This window comes from Microvirga antarctica, from assembly GCF_017921815.1.
Taxonomy (GTDB): Bacteria; Pseudomonadota; Alphaproteobacteria; order Rhizobiales; family Beijerinckiaceae; genus Microvirga; species Microvirga antarctica.
Map to the genome: position 1 here is coordinate 87,555 of NZ_JAGEMM010000008.1, position 18,958 is coordinate 106,512.

Consider the following 18,958-nt stretch of genomic DNA (forward strand, 5'->3'; position numbering starts at 1 on the left):
CCTTGTCTCCCCGACCGGTGTTATTCGGCCGGCTGCAGGACGCCCGGGCGCGCGACCGGCTGTTCCTTGATCGGCAGGTTGATCAGGGCCGAGGCGATGCCCAACGCCACCGAAAGCCACCACACGAAGGTGTAGTTGCCGTAGGCCTCATACAGCATGCCACCGAGAAACACCCCGAGAAACCCGCCAACCTGATGCGAGAAGAACGCAAAGCCATAGAGCATGGCCATGTAGCGGGTGCCGAACATCAGCATGACCAGAGAGGATGTCGGCGGAACCGTCGACAGCCACAGCAGGCCGATGGAGATGCCGAAGAGAATGCAGGTCAGGGGCGTCGGCGGCACCATGATGAAGACCGCAATCGCCAGCGAGCGTCCGAAATAGATCCAGGCGAGAAGCCAGCGCTTCGACATGCGGGTGCTGAGCCAGCCTGACGTCAGCGATCCGAAAGCGTTCGCAAGACCGATACAGGCCAGAGTCCAGCCGCCGACGCTCGCCGACAGGCCGGCATCCTTGAGATAGGCCGGAAGATGCGTGGTGATGAACGCAAGCTGGAAGCCGCAGGTGAAGAACCCCAGCACCAGGAGCACGAAGGAGCGATGCCGCAACGCCTCGCCCAGTGCCTGCCGGATCGACTGGCCGGGGATCGCAACGGGCCCCGAACGGGACGACTCATCACCCGTCCCGCGCTGCGCCAGCGCGAGCGCCAGCGGCAGGACCAGCAGCACGCTTGCTGCGAATACCACCAGAGCCTGCTGCCAGCCGTAATTGGCGATGAGAATGTTGCCGATGGGTGGGAACAGGAATTGCCCGAAGGAGCCCGCCGCCGTGCCCGCGCCGAACGCCATCGGCCGCCAGCGCTCGGGCAGCAATTTGCCGAACGCACCGAGCACGAGGTTGAACGAGCAGCCCGACAGGCCGAACCCGATCAGCACGCCGCCGCCCAGTTGCAGCATTCCGGGCGAGGTCGCATAGGCCATCACCACGAGGCCCGCCGCATAAAGCAGCGCGCCGACGCACAGAACCCGCACCGCGCCGAACCGGTCCGCCACCGCGCCGGCGAAGGGCTGGCCCACGCCCCAGAGCAGGTTCTGGACGGCGATGGCGAGACCAAAGACATCGCGCCCCCAGCCGAATTCGGTGGTCATCGGGATCTGAAACAAGCCCGCCGATGCACGCGGCCCGAAGGTGATGAGCGCGATCAGGCACCCCGACACGACGATGAGTTCCGGCGAGAAGCGGGAGCGGGCGAATGGTGCTGACATGGGGCGGACCTGGCGAAATGAAGCCCCCGACCTTAGCGTATGTCATTTCGTCACGACATCGAAACTTTGACGATATCGCCATGAGAAGCTGTGATGAGTGGCGCTCCGCAGAGGGGCCCCTCAGGTTTGTCCCGGCCTGAGCTTGTAGAAAATGTGCCGGCCGATCACGTCCATTTTCTTGAGCTTTTTGGCCCAATAGGGCCGGACGTAATTGGCATGATAGTGGGTCGCGCCGCCCACATCGGCGAGGTAGGTCTTGCCTTCCAGCACCGCGCTCGCGATCTGCTTGGCCGATTCCCAGGCTTCGCTTTCCGTGGTGCGCAGCGCCTTGCCCTCGCACGCGAAGGTGAACTGGCACGCCAGATGGCGGTTGCGGTTCTGGTAGACCACGCCGCAGACGGAGGCGGGGTAGAGGCCGCTCTTCATGCGGTTGAGGACGACCTGGGCGACCGCGGCCTGCCCGTCCGGCGGCTCGCTCCGCGCCTCGAAATACACCGCCTCGGCGAGGCAGCGCTGTTCCTTGCTCAAATTGTCGGGATCGATGAAATCCGCATAGCGGGGGCGCTCGGAATCGCGGCCCACGATGGTGCTGCCGATACCGTGCTCGATGCGCGAGACGGGCGCTGCCGCGATCTCGACCGGTGTCGTATCGGCCGGCGTCGGCGTGGTGGAGGACAGGACGACCGCGCGCCGGACCGACGGGGTCGTGGCGCCGGCTGCAGCGCCGGTCGACCCGGCGGCCGCGGCCATCGGCGATTGCACAGAGGAGGCCTGTCGGGTGGTGGTGAATTCAGGGCCCTGCCAGGGCTCGAAACCATGCTGCTGGGCGTCCGCGCCCTCGACCTTGCCTTCCATGAGGATCGTTGGCGGCAGAAGGTTCTCGTCGCGGGTGAACAGCATGCGCGAGCCGGGGGCCGCCATGCTGGCGCGAATCTGGTCCGCGCGGCGGATCAGGCCCGCGCGCTCCGACCGGTCGGGATCGCCCTTCCGGCTGCGCTCGACCACGGGCGCGGCGCCAGCGCCGGCCTTGCGGTCAGCGCGCAGAGGATCGCCTTCGATGGCGGCGGATTCGGGAAGATCGTAACGGGGCAGATTGCGCAGGATATCGCTGCCGATCAGGCTGACGCCGCCGGCGCCGATGAGCGCGCCCACCGGGGGCACGAGCGCCGAATCGCTCAGGCGGCTGGCTGCCGTGCGCGCCGTGAAACTGATGCCCGATTCCGCGTTGTTGCTGGCCGATGCGGTGAACGAGACCAGCAGGCCTGCGGCCAGCGCCCACGGGGCGGTGGTGGCGCAGATCCATTTCATTCGAGAGCGACGATACCGAGAACGCACGCGACACACCCCAACCAGAACCCGAGACAGGCGACGGACACGATCGCCCGGTTCCTGTCGGTTATCGCGGATTAAGGTTGATGGCGGGTTAAGACTCCGCCGCGTCGTTGCTCTCCGCCATGGCCCGGAATGCCGCCGCGGTGGCGGCATCGGCGGGGAAAAACGCCTCGATGGCGAGTTCGGACAGAGTGACGTCCACGGGCGTGCCGAATACCGTGGTGGTGCTGACCATCGTCAAGGGTCCGAAAGCGCTTGCCAGCTGGAGCGGCTCTAGCACGCCAACATCCTCCTGGCGCGGCGCGGTCGGATCGCGCGGTGTTTGCGGCGGGATCGGGTAGGCTCGCAACTCGGCCAGAAGCCGAACGAGAACCGGGTCGGCGGTGAGGTCGATCTGGTGATGCAGGCGGGCGAGAAGGTGATCGCGCCAGGTGCGAAAATTGAGGATGCGCCGCGCAAGACCGCCCGGATGAAGGCTCAGCCGCAACACGTTGATGGGTGGCTTGAGCAACGCGTGATCCACCTCGCCGACAAGCGGCATCAACGCCGCATTAGCGGAGACCATCGACCAGTGGCGGTCGATGGCGAGCGCGGGATAGGGCTCGTGGCCTTTCAGAACCAGGTCGACGGCCGCACGGGCTGCAGCCAGCGCCGGGTCGTCGAGGGCGCGGTGCGAATAGACCGGCGCGAAGCCCGCCGACACCAGCAGGATGTTGCGCTCCCGCAAGGGCACCTCCAGCTGTTCGGCCAGATGCAGGACCATCTCACGACTGGGCTGCGAGCGCCCGGTCTCGAGAAAGCTCAGGTGCCGCGTGGAGATGTCGGCCTCGAGCGCCAGATCCATCTGGCTCATGCGCCGCCGCTGGCGCCAGTCGCGCAGGTGGTCGCCGATCGTGGGAGTCGTCGTTGTCATCATCGGCCGGACGATAGCAAAGCGCGACGCCGCGTTCCATGACCTGCGAGGTTATCGACGGCCCTACCCGGGCCGCTCAGGATGTCGCCACGGTCACCGGACCGGCCGGGCCTTTCGCCCGCTGATGAACAGGAGACATGCCATGACCCTTTCGCCCTCCCCGTTTCTCCGCCAGGCGCTTCTGGCGGATGCCGTCACCACCGCCGCCTGTGGCGGGTTGATGCTTCTCGCCGCCAGCCCCCTTTCGACCTTGCTCGGACTGCCCATCCCACTGCTGCGGACGGCCGGCGCGGTGCTGCTGCCGTTTGCCGCCCTCGTGGCGTTCCTCAGCCTTCGGGAACATCTGCCGCGCGCAGCCGTGTGGGCGGTCGTGCTGGTCAATGGATTGTGGGTCGCCGACAGCATCCTGTTGCTGCTGAGCGGATGGGTTTCGCCCACAATCGCCGGCACCGTGTTCGTGCTCGTGCAGGCGGCCGTGGTGGCGTTGTACGCACAGTTGCAGGTGATGGGCCTGAAACGGTCCCGCCTTGTGGCGGTCTGAAGCGCCCGATCCCGCGGCGGCCACAGGAGCCGACCGCCGCGGTTTCAATCGTGGATCATGTGTTCCACTTTCGCCGCCAGCGCCTCCCCGGCGAACGGCTTGGCGATGACTTCCATGCGCGGACCGAGGAAGCCGTTCTTCAGGATCTCGTTGTCCACATAGCCCGTCATGAACAGGATGTTGAGGTCGGGACGCAATTCGCGCGCCGCATCCGCAAGCTGCCGTCCATTCAGGCCGGGCAGCCCCACATCGGTGAGCAGGAGATCGACAGGCTGCGTGGTCTGAAGCACGGCCAGGGCCGACGGCCCGTCCATCGCCTCGATGATGCGATAGCCGCGCTCCTGCAGCATGTCGACCACAAGCCTGCGCACCACGGGCTCATCCTCCACCACGAACACGATTTCGCCTGCACGCGCATGTCCCGCCGCGATCACGTCCGGCGCGGCCGAATGAGCCGCATCGCCACGAAAGCGCGGAAGGTGGATGGTCACCGTTGTGCCCTGCCCCGGCTCCGAGACGATGCCGACCTGCCCGCCGGATTGACGCACGAAGCCGTACACCATGGACAGGCCGAGGCCCGTACCCTGGCCGATGGGTTTGGTGGTGAAGAAGGGCTCGAAGACACGCTCTGTAACGTCCTGCGACATGCCCGATCCGGTATCGGTCACCGACAACATCACGTAGTCGTCGGCTGCAAGATCGCACCGGCCCGCAAGCGACGGGTCGTCCGCTGCCACGTTGTCGGACCGAATGACGATCGTGCCGCTCCCGGTCATGGAATCGCGCGCGTTGATGACGAGGTTCAGCAAGGCACTTTCAAGCTGGTTGGCGTCGCACGAGGTCAGCCAGAGGTCGTCCTTCGGCACGAAGGTCACGCGGACTGCCTCGGTGACCGTCCGGCGGAAAAGCTCGTCCATGGAGGCCACCAGATCGTTGGCATTCACGGGCCGCGGATCGAGGGGCTGCCGGCGCGAGAAGGCCAGCAGGCGATGGGTCAGGGCCGCGGCCCGGCGGGCGGACGACATGGCCGCCTCGATGTAGCGCGCGGCATCCCCCATGCGGCCCTGCCCGAGGCGGGATTCCAGGAGGTCGAGGCTGCCGATGACGCCGGTCAGGAGATTGTTGAAATCATGGGCGATGCCCCCGGTCAATTGTCCGACAGCTTCCATCTTCTGCGATTGGCGCAAAGCCGCTTCGGCTTCCCGCAACGCGTCGGAGGCCGCTTTCTCCGTGGTGATATCGCGGCCGACGGCGTGGATGAATTGTTCGCCCGGCACGGCCTTCCAGGCGATCCAGCGATAGGTGCCGTCCCGGTGGCGAAGCTGGATCGGGCCGTCGAAGGTCACGACGCCGAGGGCGAGGTCAGCCACCTGGGCCTGCACCAGGTCACGGGCGTCGGTATGGACCAGATCGACGAACGACCGCCCGTGGAGGTCATCGTCGGACCAGTCGAGAACGCGGCGCCAGGCCGGATTCATGGCGAGGATCCGACCCGACAGGTCGGTGACCAGCATCAGATCCGTGGACAGGCGCCACAGGCGTTCCCGATCGCGGGTGCTTTCCTCCACGCGTTCCTCGAGCCGCGAGTTGCGCTGGACGAGTTCGCTGGCAGCCGCCCGCTCGTCGTGGATCTCGGTATTCGTGCCGATCCAGCGGGTGATGGCTCCCTCGCCGTTGCGCACCGGCACCCCCTTGGCCAGGAACCAGCGATAGACGCCGTCGATCCCCCGGCGCAGGCGGATTTCGCGCTCGAACACGGAGCCCTGTTCGCGCGCCTGCCGCCACGCGCCGGCGATGGTCTCGTAATCATCCGGATGCAGCACCTGACGCCAGCCGCCACCCTGCAAAGCCACCAGCGACATGCCCGAATAGGCGCCGAAGCGCTCGTTGAACCATTCGATCTGCCCATCGGGCGAGGCTTCCCACACGAGGTGGGGAACGGCATCGACCAGCGCCCGAAACCGCTCCTCGCTTGCGCGCAGCGCCTCTTCCGAGAGTTTGCGGTCGGTCACGTCGCGAAAGAAGGTGACGATCCCTCCCACCACAGGACACAACCGCAGTTCCAGCCAACGATCTTTTCCGAAGCCGAGGTAGTGGCGTTCGATCGTGATCTGCCGCTGCTCGTCGAAGCATTGCTGGTAGACACCTTCGAGAAAAGAGCCCGCGGAAGTGGGCCACGCCTCCCAATGCGTCTTCCCGAGAATGGCGTTGGCCTCGCGCCCATCATAGGCGAGCGCCGCCGCGTTCAACTTGACGGCACGCATCTCCTCATCGAACGCCACGAAACCATCGCCGAGGGCGTTGAGGATGCTCTCCGCCCGCTCGAGCCCGGCCTGCATCATGGCTTCGGACGCTGCCTGGTCGGTCACATCGGTGCCTTGCAGCATCACGGCCACCACGCGCCCCTCTATCCGTATGGGCTGGGCGACAAAGTCGACGACGAGCGGCGCGCCGGACGGGGAGAGAACGGCGAGACGCCGCAATGCGGCGGGCTCGCCGGTGGAAAAGGCCCGCGCCACCTGAACGGACAGTCCCGGCAGCGCGGCCAGCGCCGTCTCGGCAAACGGCACGCCGAGGCTCGACGTTGGCATCAGGCGCTGGCAGGCCGCATTGGCAAAGGATACCAGTGCGGGCGCCCCTTCCAGGACGCAGAGAAACCCGGGCCATTGCGCGAGGATCTGGTCTGACAGCGGATCGCCTCCGAAACTTGCGCAGCCCTGAGCCCTTGCGGCCGCAGCGGGGTAAGCCTCTCGGGCTGTGGCCGCCCAATCGTGACGGTCGGAAACGAGGTTGTCGTTCGAAATGACCACGCCCTCCAGCATTCGGACCCTTCACCCATTGGCTGAAAGCCGCTTCGGGTGGACGCGTTCACCTCGCCTCATGGCAGGATCAGGAGCCTATGCAATATAACGTTGCACTTCAACATCACGCAAGCGCCCGTTTGTAGCAGGTGCGCGGTCGAAGGATCGGTCGGGACAGCCCCCGGCAGGCGTGGCCGATCTCTCGCGACATCGGCCACGGGAATGCCCGGGCGATCAGGCCTGGCTGGCGGCCTTTTCGCCGAGCGCCGCCTGGGCCGCGGCAAGCCGTGCGATGGGCACGCGATACGGCGAGCACGACACGTAGTCGAGCCCGGTCTCATTGCAGAAATGGATCGAGGCCGGATCGCCCCCATGCTCGCCGCAGATGCCGAGCTTGATGTCCGGGCGCACCTTGCGCCCCCGCTCGACCGCCATGCGGATCAATTCGCCGACGCCTTCCTGGTCGATGGTGACGAACGGATCGGCCGCGAGAATGCCCTTCTGTGTGTACGAGCCGAGGAACGAGGCCGCGTCGTCACGGGAGATGCCGAGCGCGGTCTGCGTCAGGTCGTTGGTGCCAAACGAAAAGAACTCGGCCGATTCCGCGATGTCGCCGGCCCGCAAGGCGGCGCGCGGCAATTCGATCATCGTGCCGACCTGATATTCGACGGCGACGCCGGTCTCCTTGGCGACTGCGTCCGCCATGGCGACGATGCGGGCTTTGACCAGGTCAAGCTCGGCCTTGGTCATGACCAGCGGCACCATGATTTCGGGTACCACAGGCTCGCCGCTTTCGCGGCCAGCCTCCACCGCCGCCTCGAAGATGGCGCGGGCCTGCATCTCGGCGATTTCCGGATAGGCGATCGCCAGCCGCACGCCGCGAAAGCCCAGCATCGGATTGAATTCGTGCAATTCCACCGCGCGACGGCGCAATTTCTCGACGGGCGCGTTCATGGCCTTGGCGACTTCCTCCATCTCCGCATCCGAATGCGGCAGGAACTCGTGCAAAGGCGGATCGAGCAGGCGGATCGTGACGGGAAGCCCGTGCATGATCTTGAACAAGGCGGCAAAATCCTGCCGCTGCATCGGCAGCAGCTTGGCGAGCGCCGCCCGGCGGCCGGCCTCGTCGTCGGACAGGATCATCTCGCGCACGGCAACGATGCGGTCGCCCTCGAAGAACATGTGCTCCGTGCGGCACAGGCCGATGCCCTCGGCGCCGAAATTGCGCGCCGTCTCCGCATCGAGCGGCGTTTCGGCGTTCGCCCGCACCTTCATGCGCCGCACCTTGTCGGCCCAGCCCATCAGGGTCGCGAACTCGCCGGACAATTCGGGCTCGAGCATCTTCACCTGGCCGAGCAGCACCTGGCCGGTGCCGCCATCGACCGTGATCACGTCGCCCTTCTTGAGAGTGACGCCCGCCACCGTCAGCGTCTGCGCCGCATAATCGACGCGGATCGAGCCCGCGCCGGACACGCAGGGCTTGCCCATGCCGCGCGCGACGACCGCCGCGTGCGAGGTCATGCCGCCGCGCGTGGTGAGAATGCCCTCGGCCGCATGCATGCCGTGAATGTCTTCCGGCGAGGTCTCGACGCGCACGAGAATGACCTTGCGGCTCGCTTTGCGCGCCGCCTCCGCATCGTCCGAATTGAACACGATCTCACCGCAGGCGGCACCCGGCGAGGCGGGCAGGCCCGAGGCCACGATCTTGCGGTCGGCCTTGGGGTCGATCATTGGGTGAAGGAGCTGGTCGAGTGCAGCCGGATCGACCCGGTTGATCGCCTCTTCCTGGGTGATGAGGCCTTCGCTGGCGAGTTCGACCGCGATCCGCAACGCGGCCTTCGCGGTGCGTTTGCCGTTGCGGGTCTGGAGCATCCAGAGCTTGCCGGTCTCGACCGTGAATTCCATGTCCTGCATGTCACGGTAGTGCTTTTCGAGAATGCCGTAGATGCGCACCAGTTCGCCATAGGCGATCGGCATGGCGCGTTCCATCGATGGCTTGTCGGAGCCGGACGCGATGCGGGCGCGCTCGGTGATGTCCTGCGGCGTGCGAATGCCCGCCACCACATCCTCTCCCTGCGCATTGATGAGGAACTCGCCGTAGAGCTCGCTCTCGCCGGTCGACGGATTGCGCGTGAAGGCGACCCCGGTCGCGGAGGTTTCGCCCATGTTGCCGAACACCATCGCCTGCACGTTGACGGCGGTGCCCCAGCTTGCCGGGATCGCATGCAGCTCACGGTACTTGATGGCGCGGTTGTTCATCCACGAACCGAACACGGCCCCGATGGCGCCCCACAATTGCTCCTGCGGGTCCTGCGGGAACGGCCGCCCGAGCTGCTTCTCGACGATGGTCTTGTAGCGCGGGATCAGCGCCTTCCAATCCTCGGCGGTCATGTCGGTGTCGAGGGTATAGCCGCGACGGTCCTTGTACTCGTCGAGGGCCTCCTCGAAATGGTGGTGGCCGATATCGAGCACCACGTTGGCGTACATCGTGATGAAACGGCGATAGCTGTCATAGGCAAAGCGGTCGTCACCGGCGCCGGCGGCGAGCGCTGCCACCGTCACGTCGTTCAGCCCGAGATTGAGCACGGTGTCCATCATGCCCGGCATAGAGGCGCGCGCGCCCGACCGGACCGAGACGAGGAGCGGGTTCTGCGCATCGCCGAACACCCGGCCGCTGAGGCGGCCCACATGGTCGAGGGCGTCGTCGACCTGCGCTTTCAACTCGGCCGGATAGGTCATGCCGTGATCGTAGTAATAGGTGCAGAGTTCGGTCGTGATGGTGAAACCGGGAGGCACCGGCAGGCCGAGATTGGACATTTCCGCGAGGTTGGCGCCCTTGCCGCCGAGCAGGTTCTTCAACCCTGCATCGCCCTCAGCCTTCCCATCACCAAAAGCATACACCCACTGCGTCATCGATCGACCCTTTGGCTAGACTTACCCTGCTGACATGCAGGTGCTGGCTTGAAGCAAACGGGCGCAAAACGCAACCTGAACGGCCAAGTTCCGGCCTTTTGGGAGCGTTGTGCGGGGGCGCACGGCACATCCTGGCAGCGCCAAAGAGTTCTTCGGAGATGACGTTACGTAAAGTACTCTTCAGGAAAAGCTGAACGGGGGCGTGCTGAGCCGCTGCCGGGCCGGGAGCCGGGCGTCGTCAATAGGAGCGAGGGATGGCAGTCTTCACCTACACGGTTACCGATCCGGGCGGGGTCGATCTCGGGCTGTTCTTTCCGGGAACTCTGGCGACACAATGGGGCGGCTCATCGACCCAGCCAACGACGGCCTCAAGCCAGTATCTTTTGATCGCGAAGGGGGTCCCCGACCCAACGTTCTCCTACTCGACCCGGTTCACCGGCACCACGTTCGGTATTGTGGCCGGAGATGGCGGGGTCGAAGGTCTGATCACCTCGGCAATCCTCGCCGTCAATGAAGGGGGCCTCCCCCAGCGCCAGCTTGCTACCTTGGCCATTACGCTGGGCAGCAACACCAGCCTGCTCGGCGGCGTGAGGATCAACGCATCTATGGACATGACGCCGGACTCGATGCTGCGGCAATCCCAGCGCATCGATACCGGAGGCTCGACCCTGATCCTCAACGGCGGTGGCGGCAACGACACGCTCCCCGGCAGCGGCTGGAACGACACCCTTGATGGCGGGCGCGGCGCCGACCGGATGGTCGGGCATGACGGCAACGACTTCTATGCCGTCGACAGCGCGCTCGACATCATTGTTGAGCAGGATGGCGAGGGCTTCGATTCCCTCGTCACCACCGCCACCTACCAGCTCGGCAGCGGCGTATCGGTGGAGCGGATGAGCGCGGATGCGGCGGCGGGCGGAATTGGCCTCACGGGCAATGCCTTCGCCAACGAACTCTTCGGCAACGCCTTCGCCAATCGGCTGGATGGCGGCGGGGGCGCCGACACGATGACGGGCAGGCTCGGCAACGACACCTATCTGGTCGACAACCGGGGCGATGTCGTCGTCGAGGTGTCGGGCGAGGGCGTCGACACCGTGCTCTCGAGCGTGAGTTACACGCTGGGAGCGCTCGCCGCCGTTGAGATCCTGCGCGCCGCCGATGCCGGCGCCAAGACAGGCCTGTCGCTCACCGGCAACGCCTTCGCAAATGCGATCTTCGGCAATGCGGGCGCCAACAAAGTGTCAGGACAGGCCGGCAACGACGCGCTCTATGGCGGCCTCGGAAAAGACATCCTGACCGGCGGCGCAGGACGGGACGCGTTCGCCTTCACCACCAAGCTCAACAAGGTGCTCAACGTCGATCAGATCAAGGATTTCAACGTCAAGGACGATTCGGTGTGGCTGGATAACAGCATCTTCAAAGGCATCGGCAGCGGCAGCGCCACCCACCCGACCAAGATCAAGGCGGCGGCGTTCTTCGCCGGCAAGGAAGCGCACGATTCCTCCGACCGCATCCTCTACGACAAGGCCTCAGGCGCTCTGTTCTACGATCAGGACGGCACGGGGGGGAGCGCGCCGGTGAAGTTCGCTCAACTGAGCAAGGGGGTGGCGCTCACCGCGTCGGATTTCTTCGTCATCTGAGCGCAACAAAAAAGGCCGGACAACGCCCGGCCTTCCGTCGTTTGGTCCCGCGCGAAGTGCTTAGACGCGGTTGCGGCCGTTGCGCTTGACGTAAACCGTCGTGCCGACGGGCACGCGATCGTAGAGATCGGCCACATCCTCGTTCAGCATGCGCACGCAGCCTGACGAGACCTGCTCGCCGATGCTCCACGGCTCGTTGGTGCCATGGATGCGGAACAGCGTGTCGCCGCCGTTCTGGTAGAGATAAAGCGCGCGGGCGCCGAGCGGGTTCTCGAGGCCGGCCTCGCGATAGGTCGGAAGGTCCGGCTTGATGCGCACCATCGTCTTGGTGGGCGACCATGCGGGCCAAACGCCCTTGCGGCCGACCGAGGCGACACCCTTCCAGGAGAAGCCCTGCTTGCCGACGCCGACGCCGTAGCGGATGGCCTTCTGGTCGGGCTGCACGAGGTAGAGATGGCGATCGTCGATATCGACGACGATGGAGCCCGGCTGCTCGCTGCCCTTGTATTCCACCACCTGGCGCGCGTATTGCGGCTCCATCTTGGTGCGGTCCACAAGGGGAATGTTGAACGGTTTGTCCTCGACAGCGCCCACATACCAACCCGCATAGGGATCGGCCGAGGCGTTGACCTGAGGTTGCATCTGGGCGGTCTGGCAGGCTGCGAGCGACGCGCTCATGAGACCGAGAACGAGAAGGCGGCGGGCGATCATGTGTGATTCCAAAGGAAACTGAGTTGCCGCCTGCCTAACCCGACTCAGTCCCCATGGCTGTGACAGTCGCGCAACAGCGCGGTGGAATGTCGCCCTATCCCGGGATGCACGAGAAATCTGCGACATTGTGCATCGTCTCGCGAATGGCGCTCAACAGGCGAAGGCGGTTCTGGCGGATGCGATTGTCGTCGGCATTCACCGTCACCGTCTCGAAAAACGCATCGACGGCGGGGCGAAGCTCGGAGAGCGCCAGCATGGCGCCGGCGAAATCGCCCCGCATCACATGTTCGCGAGAGTGCCGCGCCGTCGTCTCGAGAATTTCGGACAGCACTTTTTCTTCAGGCTGGCCGTGTTCACGGACGAGGTCTGCGTCGGGCGCTTCCACATAGGAACGCCCATCCTTCTTTTCCTCGATCCGCAAAATGTTGACCGCGCGCCGATAACCGGCCAGCAGGTTTTTCCCCTCGTCGGATTCGAGAAACCGCCCCAGCACGTCGACCCGCTCCGGAATGACGATGAGCTGGCTTCCGGCCGCAAGCGAGTAACGTCCCAGAATGGCGCCCAGAAGCTCGTGCCGAGCGCCCTGATCCTTCAGCAGTACGGTAAGGCGATCCTCGATGAAGCTGAGCAGGTTTTCGACCAGAAAGGCGTTCTCGGTTTCCGAGCGATTTGCCGCGAAACGCGCGAGATGGCCGTCCACAACCTGCCTGAGATTGATCTTGAGACCGTTGTCGAGGATGAGCCGGATGACGCCCAACGCCGCACGCCGCAGGGCATAGGGGTCCTTCGATCCCGTCGGCTTCTCGTCGATGGCCCAGAAGCCCGTCAAAATGTCGATCTTGTCGGCGAGCGCCACCGCTACCGCGACGGGATCGGTTGGCACGGTGTCGGAGGGACCGACCGGCTTGTAGTGCTCTTCGATCGCCGCCGCCACGCTTGGTTGTTCGCCCTGCAGGGTCGCATAATAGCGCCCCATCAGCCCCTGCAACTCCGGAAACTCGCCAACCATTTCGGTGACGAGATCGGCCTTGGCAAGACGCGCGGCGCGCAGGGCGAGATCGGGATCCGCTCCTGTGAGCGGCGCAAGTTCGCGCGCCAGCGCGGCGATCCGCTCCACGCGCTCATATTGCGTGCCGAGCTTTTCATGAAACACGATGGATTTCAGCTTTTCGAGCCGGTCCTCGAGCCGCACCTTCTGGTCGGTCTCCCAGAAGAACTTGGCGTCCGACAGGCGGGCGCGCACGACCCGCTCGTTGCCGCCCACGATGGTGGCGCCGCCGTCGCTGGCGACGAGGTTCGAGGTCAGCAGGAACCGGTTGGCGAGCGCGCCCGTGCTGGCATCGCGCAGTACGAAGCATTTCTGGTTCGCCCGGATCGTCGTGCGGATCACCTCCGGGGGGATCGCCAGGAACGAGTCGTCGAAGGTGCCCATGAGCACCACGGGCCATTCCACGAGACCCGCGACCTCTTCCAGCAGGCCCTCGTCCTCGACCAGTTCGAGCCCCTGCGCGAAAGCGAGGTCTCTCGCGTCGTGCAGGATGATGTCCTTGCGCAGGTCCGCGTCCAGAATGACGCGGGCGCGCTGGAGCGAGGGCGCGTAATCGTCGAAACGGCGCACCTTGATGGGGCCCGGCGCCATGAAGCGGTGACCCTGCGTGATGTCGCCCGAGGCAAGTTCGTCGATGGAGAAGCGCACGATCTCGGGCTCCTCGGTCTCGGGCCCGAACGTGCACAGGATCGAGGTCAGCGGCCGCACCCAGCGCAGCGCGCCGGGCTCGACGGAGGATGCGCCCGAGCGCATGGATTTCGGCCACGGAAAGCTGCGGATGATCGCCGGCAGGATTTCGGCCAGCACGTCCTGGGTGGCGCGGCCGGGGCGCTCGATCAGCGCCACGTAGAATTCGCCCTTCTTGGGATCGGACACGATCGTCGCCTGGTCGATTGACGACAACCCGGCGCTTTTCAGGAAGCCCTGCACGGCCGCATCGGGGGCTCCCACCCGGGGGCCTTTTTTCTCCTCGCGCACGTCCTGGCCCTTGACCGGCAGGCCGACCACGTTCAGGGCCAGCCGCCGGGGCGTCGCATAGGCTTTCGCGCCCTCATAGACGAAGCCGCGTTCCACCAGCGCGTCCGTCACCAGCTTCTGCAGATCCTCCGCCGCACGGCGCTGCATGCGGGCCGGGATTTCTTCGGAGAAGAGTTCGAGGAGAAGGTCGGGCATGAGCGGGGTCCGTCCGGATCGTGTCGGGTATGGGATGGTGGCGGGACGACTAGGCCGAAGCGAGGCCGCCGCCTTCGGTGCGCAGCCACGCGGCGCCGCAGGCCTTGGCGAGTTCGCGCACGCGCAGGATGTAGCTCTGCCGCTCGGTGACCGAGATGACGCCGCGGGCATCGAGCAGGTTGAACACGTGGCTGGCCTTGATGGCCTGGTCATAGGCCGGCAGCGCCATGAGATGCCGGTTATCGTTGGCGCCGGCCTCGGGTTCCCCATCGGCCAGGTACTTGCGGCAGGCGGCCTCCGCATCGCGGAAATGGCGGAACAGCATGTCGGTATCGGCATATTCGAAATTATGCCGGGAGAATTCCTGTTCGGCCTGCTTGAAGATCTGGCCGTAGGTGACCTTCCGGTCGCCGTCGAGACCGTTGAAGTTGAGATCGTAGATCGACTCGACGCCCTGCAGATACATGGCCAGCCGCTCGAGCCCGTAGGTCAACTCGCCCGCCACCGGCGCGCATTCGAAACCCGCCACCTGCTGGAAATAGGTGAATTGCGAGACTTCCATGCCGTCGCACCAGCATTCCCAGCCGAGCCCCCAGGCGCCCAGCGTCGGGCTCTCCCAATCGTCCTCGACGAAGCGGATATCGTGGAGGGCCGTGTCGATGCCGATGGCCTCCAGGGACTTCACGTAGAGATCCTGAATGTCAGGCGGGTTCGGCTTCAGGATGACCTGGAACTGGTAATAATGCTGGAGCCGGTTGGGATTCTCGCCGTAGCGGCCGTCCTTGGGCCTGCGCGAGGGCTGGGCATAGGCCGCCCGCCAGGGATTGGGACCGAGCGCCCGCAAGGTGGTGGCCGGATGGAAGGTGCCGGCCCCCATTTCCATGTCGTAGGGCTGCAGGATGACGCAGCCCTGCTCGGCCCAGAAGCGCTGCAGGGTCAGGATCAGCCCCTGAAAGGAGCGCGCGGGGTTCATATGCGCGGGTTCGCGGGTCATGCTGGAAACCGGATTGGTGGTTGAAACGCTGGGCCGAACCCTTGGGATGACGTCCCCCGCAAGTCAAGGTTCGGCCTGACGCGAGATCCTCCTAAAGCCCAAGACGCGCCCAGCTCTGGCGCTCTTCCAGCACGCCGATCATCTCGGCCGGGTCGAGAAGGCTCACTTGGCTTACTTGGCCTACTTGGCCGAGCGCCCGGCGACCCATCAGCCTCCCGAGCAGCGGCGGACGGGCAGGCTCGATCATCCTGAGGTCGACCTTGTCGCCGAAGCGCAGGCGCAGGATGGAGCGGATATCGCCCAGACCGTCGATGAGACCTAGGGACAGGGCCTCCTGGCCCACCCAGAAGGAGCCCGAGAACAGGTCCGGGTTGTCGGTCGACAATTTCGCCCCGCGACGGGCGCGCACGAGGCCCTCGAAGACGTCGTGGATGCTGCGCTGCAGGGCCTTGAGCCGCTCGACGTCCTTGGGGTCTTCGGGCTGGAAGGGATCGAGCATCGCCTTGTTCTCGCCCGCCGTATGGACCCGGCGCTCGATGCCGAAGCGGGCGATGAAGCGGTCGAAGCCGAAACCGGCCGAGACGACGCCGATCGACCCCACGATGGAGGCCGGATCGGCAAAGATCTCGTCCGCCGCGCAGGCGATCATGTAGCCGCCCGAGGCCGCCGCATCCTCCACAAAGGCGAAGACCGGGAGACCCTTCTCCTCCGCCAGCGCCCGGATGCGCCGGAAGATCAGATGGGATTGGGCGGCGGATCCACCCGGCGAGTTGATCACGAAGGCCACCGCCTTCGCGTCCGGCACGGCAAACGCCCGTTCGAGCAGCGGCGCCACATTGGCCATGGCGAGGCCCGACCGCAGCGGCATGACGGCGCCGATCGCCCCGCTCAGCCGCACCACCGGCACCACCGGATGGCGCACGCGGAAACGGCGCGGGATGAGGAAATGAAGGCGCTCGGGCAGATAGGAGGAAATGGGTTTTGCGGACATCGCCCTGATGTAATGGCTTTGCGGCGATACGCCAGTCGGGAGCCGATGCTGAACGGTCGGCAACGGGATATCCGCCCAACCATTCAGTTACGATCGCTTAAACAATCCTGACTAGAACAGGGCAAGTCGAAACATTATTGCGATATGACCGCTGCCCCGGGTCAGGAGAGTTTTCATGCGTCAGATGCTTCTTGCCATCGCCGGCCTTTCTGCCATCGGGTTCGGCGCCTTGTCCGCGCAACCTGCGAGCGCCCAGCCCTACGAGCCCGGCTATCGCCATCCGCCGCGGGACTATCACGGCGACCGCGGCTACCGCCCAGCCTTCTATCCCGGCCCCGAGCGCGAAGGGTATGGCGACGGCTATCGTCATCGCCGCCACGGCTACTACCGCCCCGCCTTTGTGGGTCCGCCCTGCTTCGTTCGCATGGAGCGGGCGTGGAACGGCTGGCGCTGGGTCCAACGGCCGGTGCGCATCTGCCGCTGATCGGGATCGGCCGCCAACGGCTGAGCGGGCGCCTCGCGGCGCCCGTTTTCATGACAGGGTGGCCTCGCCCCGGTGAAGCGCTTCCGCCGCCGGCGTGAACCGCCCGGCGGCATCGTTGAGGATGACCGGCGGCAGCACGCTCAACGGTGCGCGGCTGCCCACGATTCCGGACAGGATCACCCGAATGGCGGGCTTGTCCGCCTGCGGATGGACGAACCGGATGGCCAGGCCGCCAAGCCGCCCGGCGAGACCAGAAAGGCACGAATCCAGCCTGTCCGCCCGATGGATGAGCACGAGGCGCCCTTTCGGCCGGAGCAAGGAGAGGCTGGCCTTCAGCCAGAATTCGAGGCCGCCGGCAGGCAGGGCGTGGGCTGCGGCGCGGCGCGCATCCGGCGAGATCCGCGACTGGCCCTCTTCCAGAAAAGGCGGATTGGTGAGCACCAGATCGGCCGAGTGGGCCAGAAGCCCAGCGCTCTGGCGCGACACCCGATCGAGGAGATCGGCCACGATCACGTCCGCGCCAAGTCCTGCCGTCCGGCAATTCTCGCCGCAGAGGCGCGCGAGATCTGGGTCGCGCTCGACGAAGACATAGCGGGCAGCCGGCACCCGGGACGCCACCATCAGCCCGACAGCGCCCGTGGCAGCGCCCGCATCGACGATCGTGTCGCCCGGCTGCGCCCCGGCCGCAGCCGCCAGCAGAACCGCATCGGTCCCCGCCCGGTGCCCCCGCGCGGGTTGGCGCAGGGCGACCCGTCCGCCCAGCAGCGAATCATCCGTGACGTCAATCATGCAGCAATTCGGCCTGCAACCCCGCCTCGCCGATGAGCCGGCGGGCCTGCGGAACATGGTCCTCCGGCACGAGGATCCGCCGGGGAAACGCCCCGATCATCCCCTCCAGCGCGCTCATGTGCACATCGGCGACGAAAAAGGGGATGTTGGCGTTCTCCAACAAGGATTGTAGGAAGCCGAGCAGAACGACATCGCTCGTGCGGACGATTTCGATCATCGGGACATGGTCTCCTTGCGGCAAGCTTTCGCGTTGCAGCACGGGAATCACCATGCCACGGTAACTTCATATTCCTACCGGCCTTCGGGACCGGCAACCTGGGTTTTCAGGCGTGGGCGTCGTCGTACCATTCGAAGAGAAGCATCCCGACCGGAATTCGAGCATCGAACGGCTCGTCTCCCTCGTGGCCGCCGACATGGAGCGCGTCAACGCGATGATCCTGTCGCGCACCGGATCCGAGGTGACGATGATCCCGGAGGTGGCCAATCACCTCATCTCGTCGGGCGGCAAGCGGCTGCGGCCCATGCTGACGCTCGCGACGGCGGGCCTCTCGGGCTATACGGGCGACGGCCACGTGAAACTCGCCGCCAGCGTGGAGTTCATGCATACCGCCACCCTCCTCCACGACGACGTGGTGGACGAAAGCGACATGCGGCGCGGGCGCGTCGCCGCGCGCATCAAGTGGGGCAACGAGGCGAGCGTCCTGGTGGGCGATTTCCTGCTGGGCCAGGCCTTCCGCATGATGGTCGAGGTCGGCTCGCTGCGCGCGCTGGACATCCTGTCGGCCGCCGCCACCGTCATCGCCGAGGGCGAGGTGATGCAGCTTGCCGCCGCCAAGAACACGGAAACCACCGAGGACGAGTATCTCGCGGTGATCCGCGGCAAGACCGCCGAATTGTTCGCCGCCGCCTGCGAGGTGGGCCCCGTCATCGCCGAACGGCCCAAGGCCGAGCAGGCCGCCTGCCGGTCCTACGGGATGAATCTCGGCATCGCCTTCCAGCTCGTCGACGATGCGCTGGATTATGGCGGCACCGCCGCCGTCCTGGGCAAGAATGTGGGCGACGACCTGCGCGAGGGAAAGATCACCCTGCCGGTGGTGCTGTCCTTCCGCCGCGGCTCGCCGGACGAGCGGGTGTTCTGGAAGCGGGTGCTGGAGGCAGGCGAGGTCGAAAAGGCGGATCTCGACAAGGCCATCGCCATCATGCGCCGGCATCGGGCTTTGGAAGACACGGTCGAGCGGGCCCGTCATTACGGCGCCATGGCGCGCGACGCGCTTGCCCTCTTCCCGGACGGACCGATGAAGCAGGCTCTGCTCGATACGGTCGATTTCTGCATTGCCCGCGCGCATTAGAGCACGGCAGGTCC

General features: G+C 65.9%; 15 protein-coding genes. 4 read left to right on the plus strand and 11 right to left on the minus strand.

Annotated elements, in window-relative coordinates; genetic code table 11:
* Nucleotides 1–20: 20 nt before the first annotated feature.
* The 3 genes from J4G32_RS19440 to J4G32_RS19450 form a co-directional block, all read right to left on the minus strand.
* Nucleotides 21–1,265: an MFS transporter gene (locus tag J4G32_RS19440; RefSeq protein ID WP_210497218.1), complete on the minus strand. Its 1,245-nt coding sequence runs from the start codon at nucleotides 1,263–1,265 to the stop codon at nucleotides 21–23.
* Nucleotides 1,266–1,385: 120 nt separating this feature from the next.
* Nucleotides 1,386–2,573: a cell wall hydrolase gene (locus tag J4G32_RS19445; protein WP_210497219.1), complete on the minus strand. Its 1,188-nt coding sequence runs from the start codon at nucleotides 2,571–2,573 to the stop codon at nucleotides 1,386–1,388.
* A gap of 115 nt (nucleotides 2,574–2,688) precedes the next feature.
* Nucleotides 2,689–3,510, minus strand: coding sequence for a helix-turn-helix domain-containing protein (locus tag J4G32_RS19450; RefSeq protein ID WP_210497324.1), 822 nt, complete (start codon nucleotides 3,508–3,510; stop codon nucleotides 2,689–2,691).
* A gap of 142 nt (nucleotides 3,511–3,652) precedes the next feature.
* On the opposite strand from J4G32_RS19450, the gene J4G32_RS19455 reads away from it, so the two are divergent.
* Nucleotides 3,653–4,051, plus strand: a complete 399-nt coding sequence (locus J4G32_RS19455) for a DNA-directed RNA polymerase III subunit RPC5 (RefSeq protein ID WP_210497220.1) — start codon at nucleotides 3,653–3,655, stop codon at nucleotides 4,049–4,051.
* Nucleotides 4,052–4,095: 44 nt separating this feature from the next.
* On the opposite strand, the gene J4G32_RS19460 is transcribed toward J4G32_RS19455, so the two are convergent.
* Nucleotides 4,096–6,873 (minus strand): PAS domain-containing hybrid sensor histidine kinase/response regulator, encoded by a 2,778-nt coding sequence (locus J4G32_RS19460; protein WP_210497221.1) that lies wholly within the window; start codon nucleotides 6,871–6,873, stop codon nucleotides 4,096–4,098.
* Between the two features lie 213 nt (nucleotides 6,874–7,086).
* Nucleotides 7,087–9,765 carry a pyruvate, phosphate dikinase gene (ppdK, locus tag J4G32_RS19465; protein WP_210497222.1) on the minus strand — a complete coding sequence of 893 codons (2,679 nt, stop codon included), beginning with the start codon at nucleotides 9,763–9,765 and terminating at the stop codon, nucleotides 7,087–7,089.
* Nucleotides 9,766–10,019: 254 nt separating this feature from the next.
* Between ppdK and J4G32_RS19470 the strand changes: the two genes are divergently transcribed.
* Nucleotides 10,020–11,405: a calcium-binding protein gene (locus tag J4G32_RS19470; RefSeq protein WP_210497223.1), complete on the plus strand. Its 1,386-nt coding sequence runs from the start codon at nucleotides 10,020–10,022 to the stop codon at nucleotides 11,403–11,405.
* Nucleotides 11,406–11,465: 60 nt separating this feature from the next.
* Here the strand turns inward: J4G32_RS19470 and J4G32_RS19475 are convergent, their stop codons facing one another.
* From J4G32_RS19475 to J4G32_RS19490, 4 genes are all read right to left on the minus strand, one after another.
* Nucleotides 11,466–12,116, minus strand: coding sequence for a L,D-transpeptidase (locus J4G32_RS19475; protein WP_210497224.1), 651 nt, complete (start codon nucleotides 12,114–12,116; stop codon nucleotides 11,466–11,468).
* Between the two features lie 94 nt (nucleotides 12,117–12,210).
* The gene (gene glyS / locus J4G32_RS19480; protein ID WP_210497225.1) at nucleotides 12,211–14,337 is read right to left on the minus strand and encodes a glycine--tRNA ligase subunit beta; all 2,127 of its coding nucleotides are present in this window, start codon (nucleotides 14,335–14,337) and stop codon (nucleotides 12,211–12,213) included.
* A gap of 49 nt (nucleotides 14,338–14,386) precedes the next feature.
* Nucleotides 14,387–15,331 carry a glycine--tRNA ligase subunit alpha gene (locus tag J4G32_RS19485; RefSeq protein WP_210497226.1) on the minus strand — a complete coding sequence of 315 codons (945 nt, stop codon included), beginning with the start codon at nucleotides 15,329–15,331 and terminating at the stop codon, nucleotides 14,387–14,389.
* Between the two features lie 91 nt (nucleotides 15,332–15,422).
* Nucleotides 15,423–16,322 carry a S49 family peptidase gene (locus tag J4G32_RS19490; RefSeq protein WP_210497227.1) on the minus strand — a complete coding sequence of 300 codons (900 nt, stop codon included), beginning with the start codon at nucleotides 16,320–16,322 and terminating at the stop codon, nucleotides 15,423–15,425.
* A 175-nt stretch (nucleotides 16,323–16,497) separates the two neighbouring features.
* Between J4G32_RS19490 and J4G32_RS19495 the strand changes: the two genes are divergently transcribed.
* On the plus strand, nucleotides 16,498–16,806 hold the full coding sequence (locus tag J4G32_RS19495; RefSeq protein WP_210497228.1) for a hypothetical protein: 309 nt from the start codon (nucleotides 16,498–16,500) through the stop codon (nucleotides 16,804–16,806).
* A gap of 48 nt (nucleotides 16,807–16,854) precedes the next feature.
* Here the strand turns inward: J4G32_RS19495 and J4G32_RS19500 are convergent, their stop codons facing one another.
* Together J4G32_RS19500 and J4G32_RS19505 are read right to left on the minus strand one after the other, a co-directional pair.
* Nucleotides 16,855–17,595 (minus strand): tRNA1(Val) (adenine(37)-N6)-methyltransferase, encoded by a 741-nt coding sequence (locus J4G32_RS19500; RefSeq protein ID WP_210497229.1) that lies wholly within the window; start codon nucleotides 17,593–17,595, stop codon nucleotides 16,855–16,857.
* On the minus strand, nucleotides 17,588–17,812 hold the full coding sequence (locus tag J4G32_RS19505) for a putative signal transducing protein (RefSeq protein WP_210497230.1): 225 nt from the start codon (nucleotides 17,810–17,812) through the stop codon (nucleotides 17,588–17,590). Before J4G32_RS19505 ends, J4G32_RS19500 begins: the two co-directional genes overlap by 8 nt.
* A gap of 112 nt (nucleotides 17,813–17,924) precedes the next feature.
* Here J4G32_RS19505 and J4G32_RS19510 point away from each other — a divergent pair, with 112 nt between their 5' ends.
* Nucleotides 17,925–18,944, plus strand: coding sequence for a polyprenyl synthetase family protein (locus tag J4G32_RS19510; RefSeq protein WP_210497231.1), 1,020 nt, complete (start codon nucleotides 17,925–17,927; stop codon nucleotides 18,942–18,944).
* Nucleotides 18,945–18,958: the final 14 nt, after the last annotated feature.

Bases quoted from the DNA above. Each gene is read 5' to 3' on its own strand.
- J4G32_RS19460 (WP_210497221.1), bottom strand. From the start codon at position 6,873: ATGCTGGAGGGCGTGGTCATTTCGAACGACAACCTCGTTTCCGACCGT.
- J4G32_RS19500 (WP_210497229.1), bottom strand. From the start codon at position 17,595: ATGATTGACGTCACGGATGATTCGCTGCTGGGCGGACGGGTCGCCCTG.
- J4G32_RS19440 (WP_210497218.1), bottom strand. From the start codon at position 1,265: ATGTCAGCACCATTCGCCCGCTCCCGCTTCTCGCCGGAACTCATCGTC.
- J4G32_RS19505 (WP_210497230.1), bottom strand. From the start codon at position 17,812: ATGATCGAAATCGTCCGCACGAGCGATGTCGTTCTGCTCGGCTTCCTA.
- J4G32_RS19470 (WP_210497223.1), top strand. From the start codon at position 10,020: ATGGCAGTCTTCACCTACACGGTTACCGATCCGGGCGGGGTCGATCTC.
- glyS (WP_210497225.1), bottom strand. From the start codon at position 14,337: ATGCCCGACCTTCTCCTCGAACTCTTCTCCGAAGAAATCCCGGCCCGC.
- J4G32_RS19455 (WP_210497220.1), top strand. From the start codon at position 3,653: ATGACCCTTTCGCCCTCCCCGTTTCTCCGCCAGGCGCTTCTGGCGGAT.
- J4G32_RS19495 (WP_210497228.1), top strand. From the start codon at position 16,498: ATGCGTCAGATGCTTCTTGCCATCGCCGGCCTTTCTGCCATCGGGTTC.
- J4G32_RS19485 (WP_210497226.1), bottom strand. From the start codon at position 15,331: ATGACCCGCGAACCCGCGCATATGAACCCCGCGCGCTCCTTTCAGGGG.
- J4G32_RS19445 (WP_210497219.1), bottom strand. From the start codon at position 2,573: ATGAAATGGATCTGCGCCACCACCGCCCCGTGGGCGCTGGCCGCAGGC.
- ppdK (WP_210497222.1), bottom strand. From the start codon at position 9,765: ATGACGCAGTGGGTGTATGCTTTTGGTGATGGGAAGGCTGAGGGCGAT.
- J4G32_RS19490 (WP_210497227.1), bottom strand. From the start codon at position 16,322: ATGTCCGCAAAACCCATTTCCTCCTATCTGCCCGAGCGCCTTCATTTC.
- J4G32_RS19450 (WP_210497324.1), bottom strand. From the start codon at position 3,510: ATGACAACGACGACTCCCACGATCGGCGACCACCTGCGCGACTGGCGC.
- J4G32_RS19475 (WP_210497224.1), bottom strand. From the start codon at position 12,116: ATGATCGCCCGCCGCCTTCTCGTTCTCGGTCTCATGAGCGCGTCGCTC.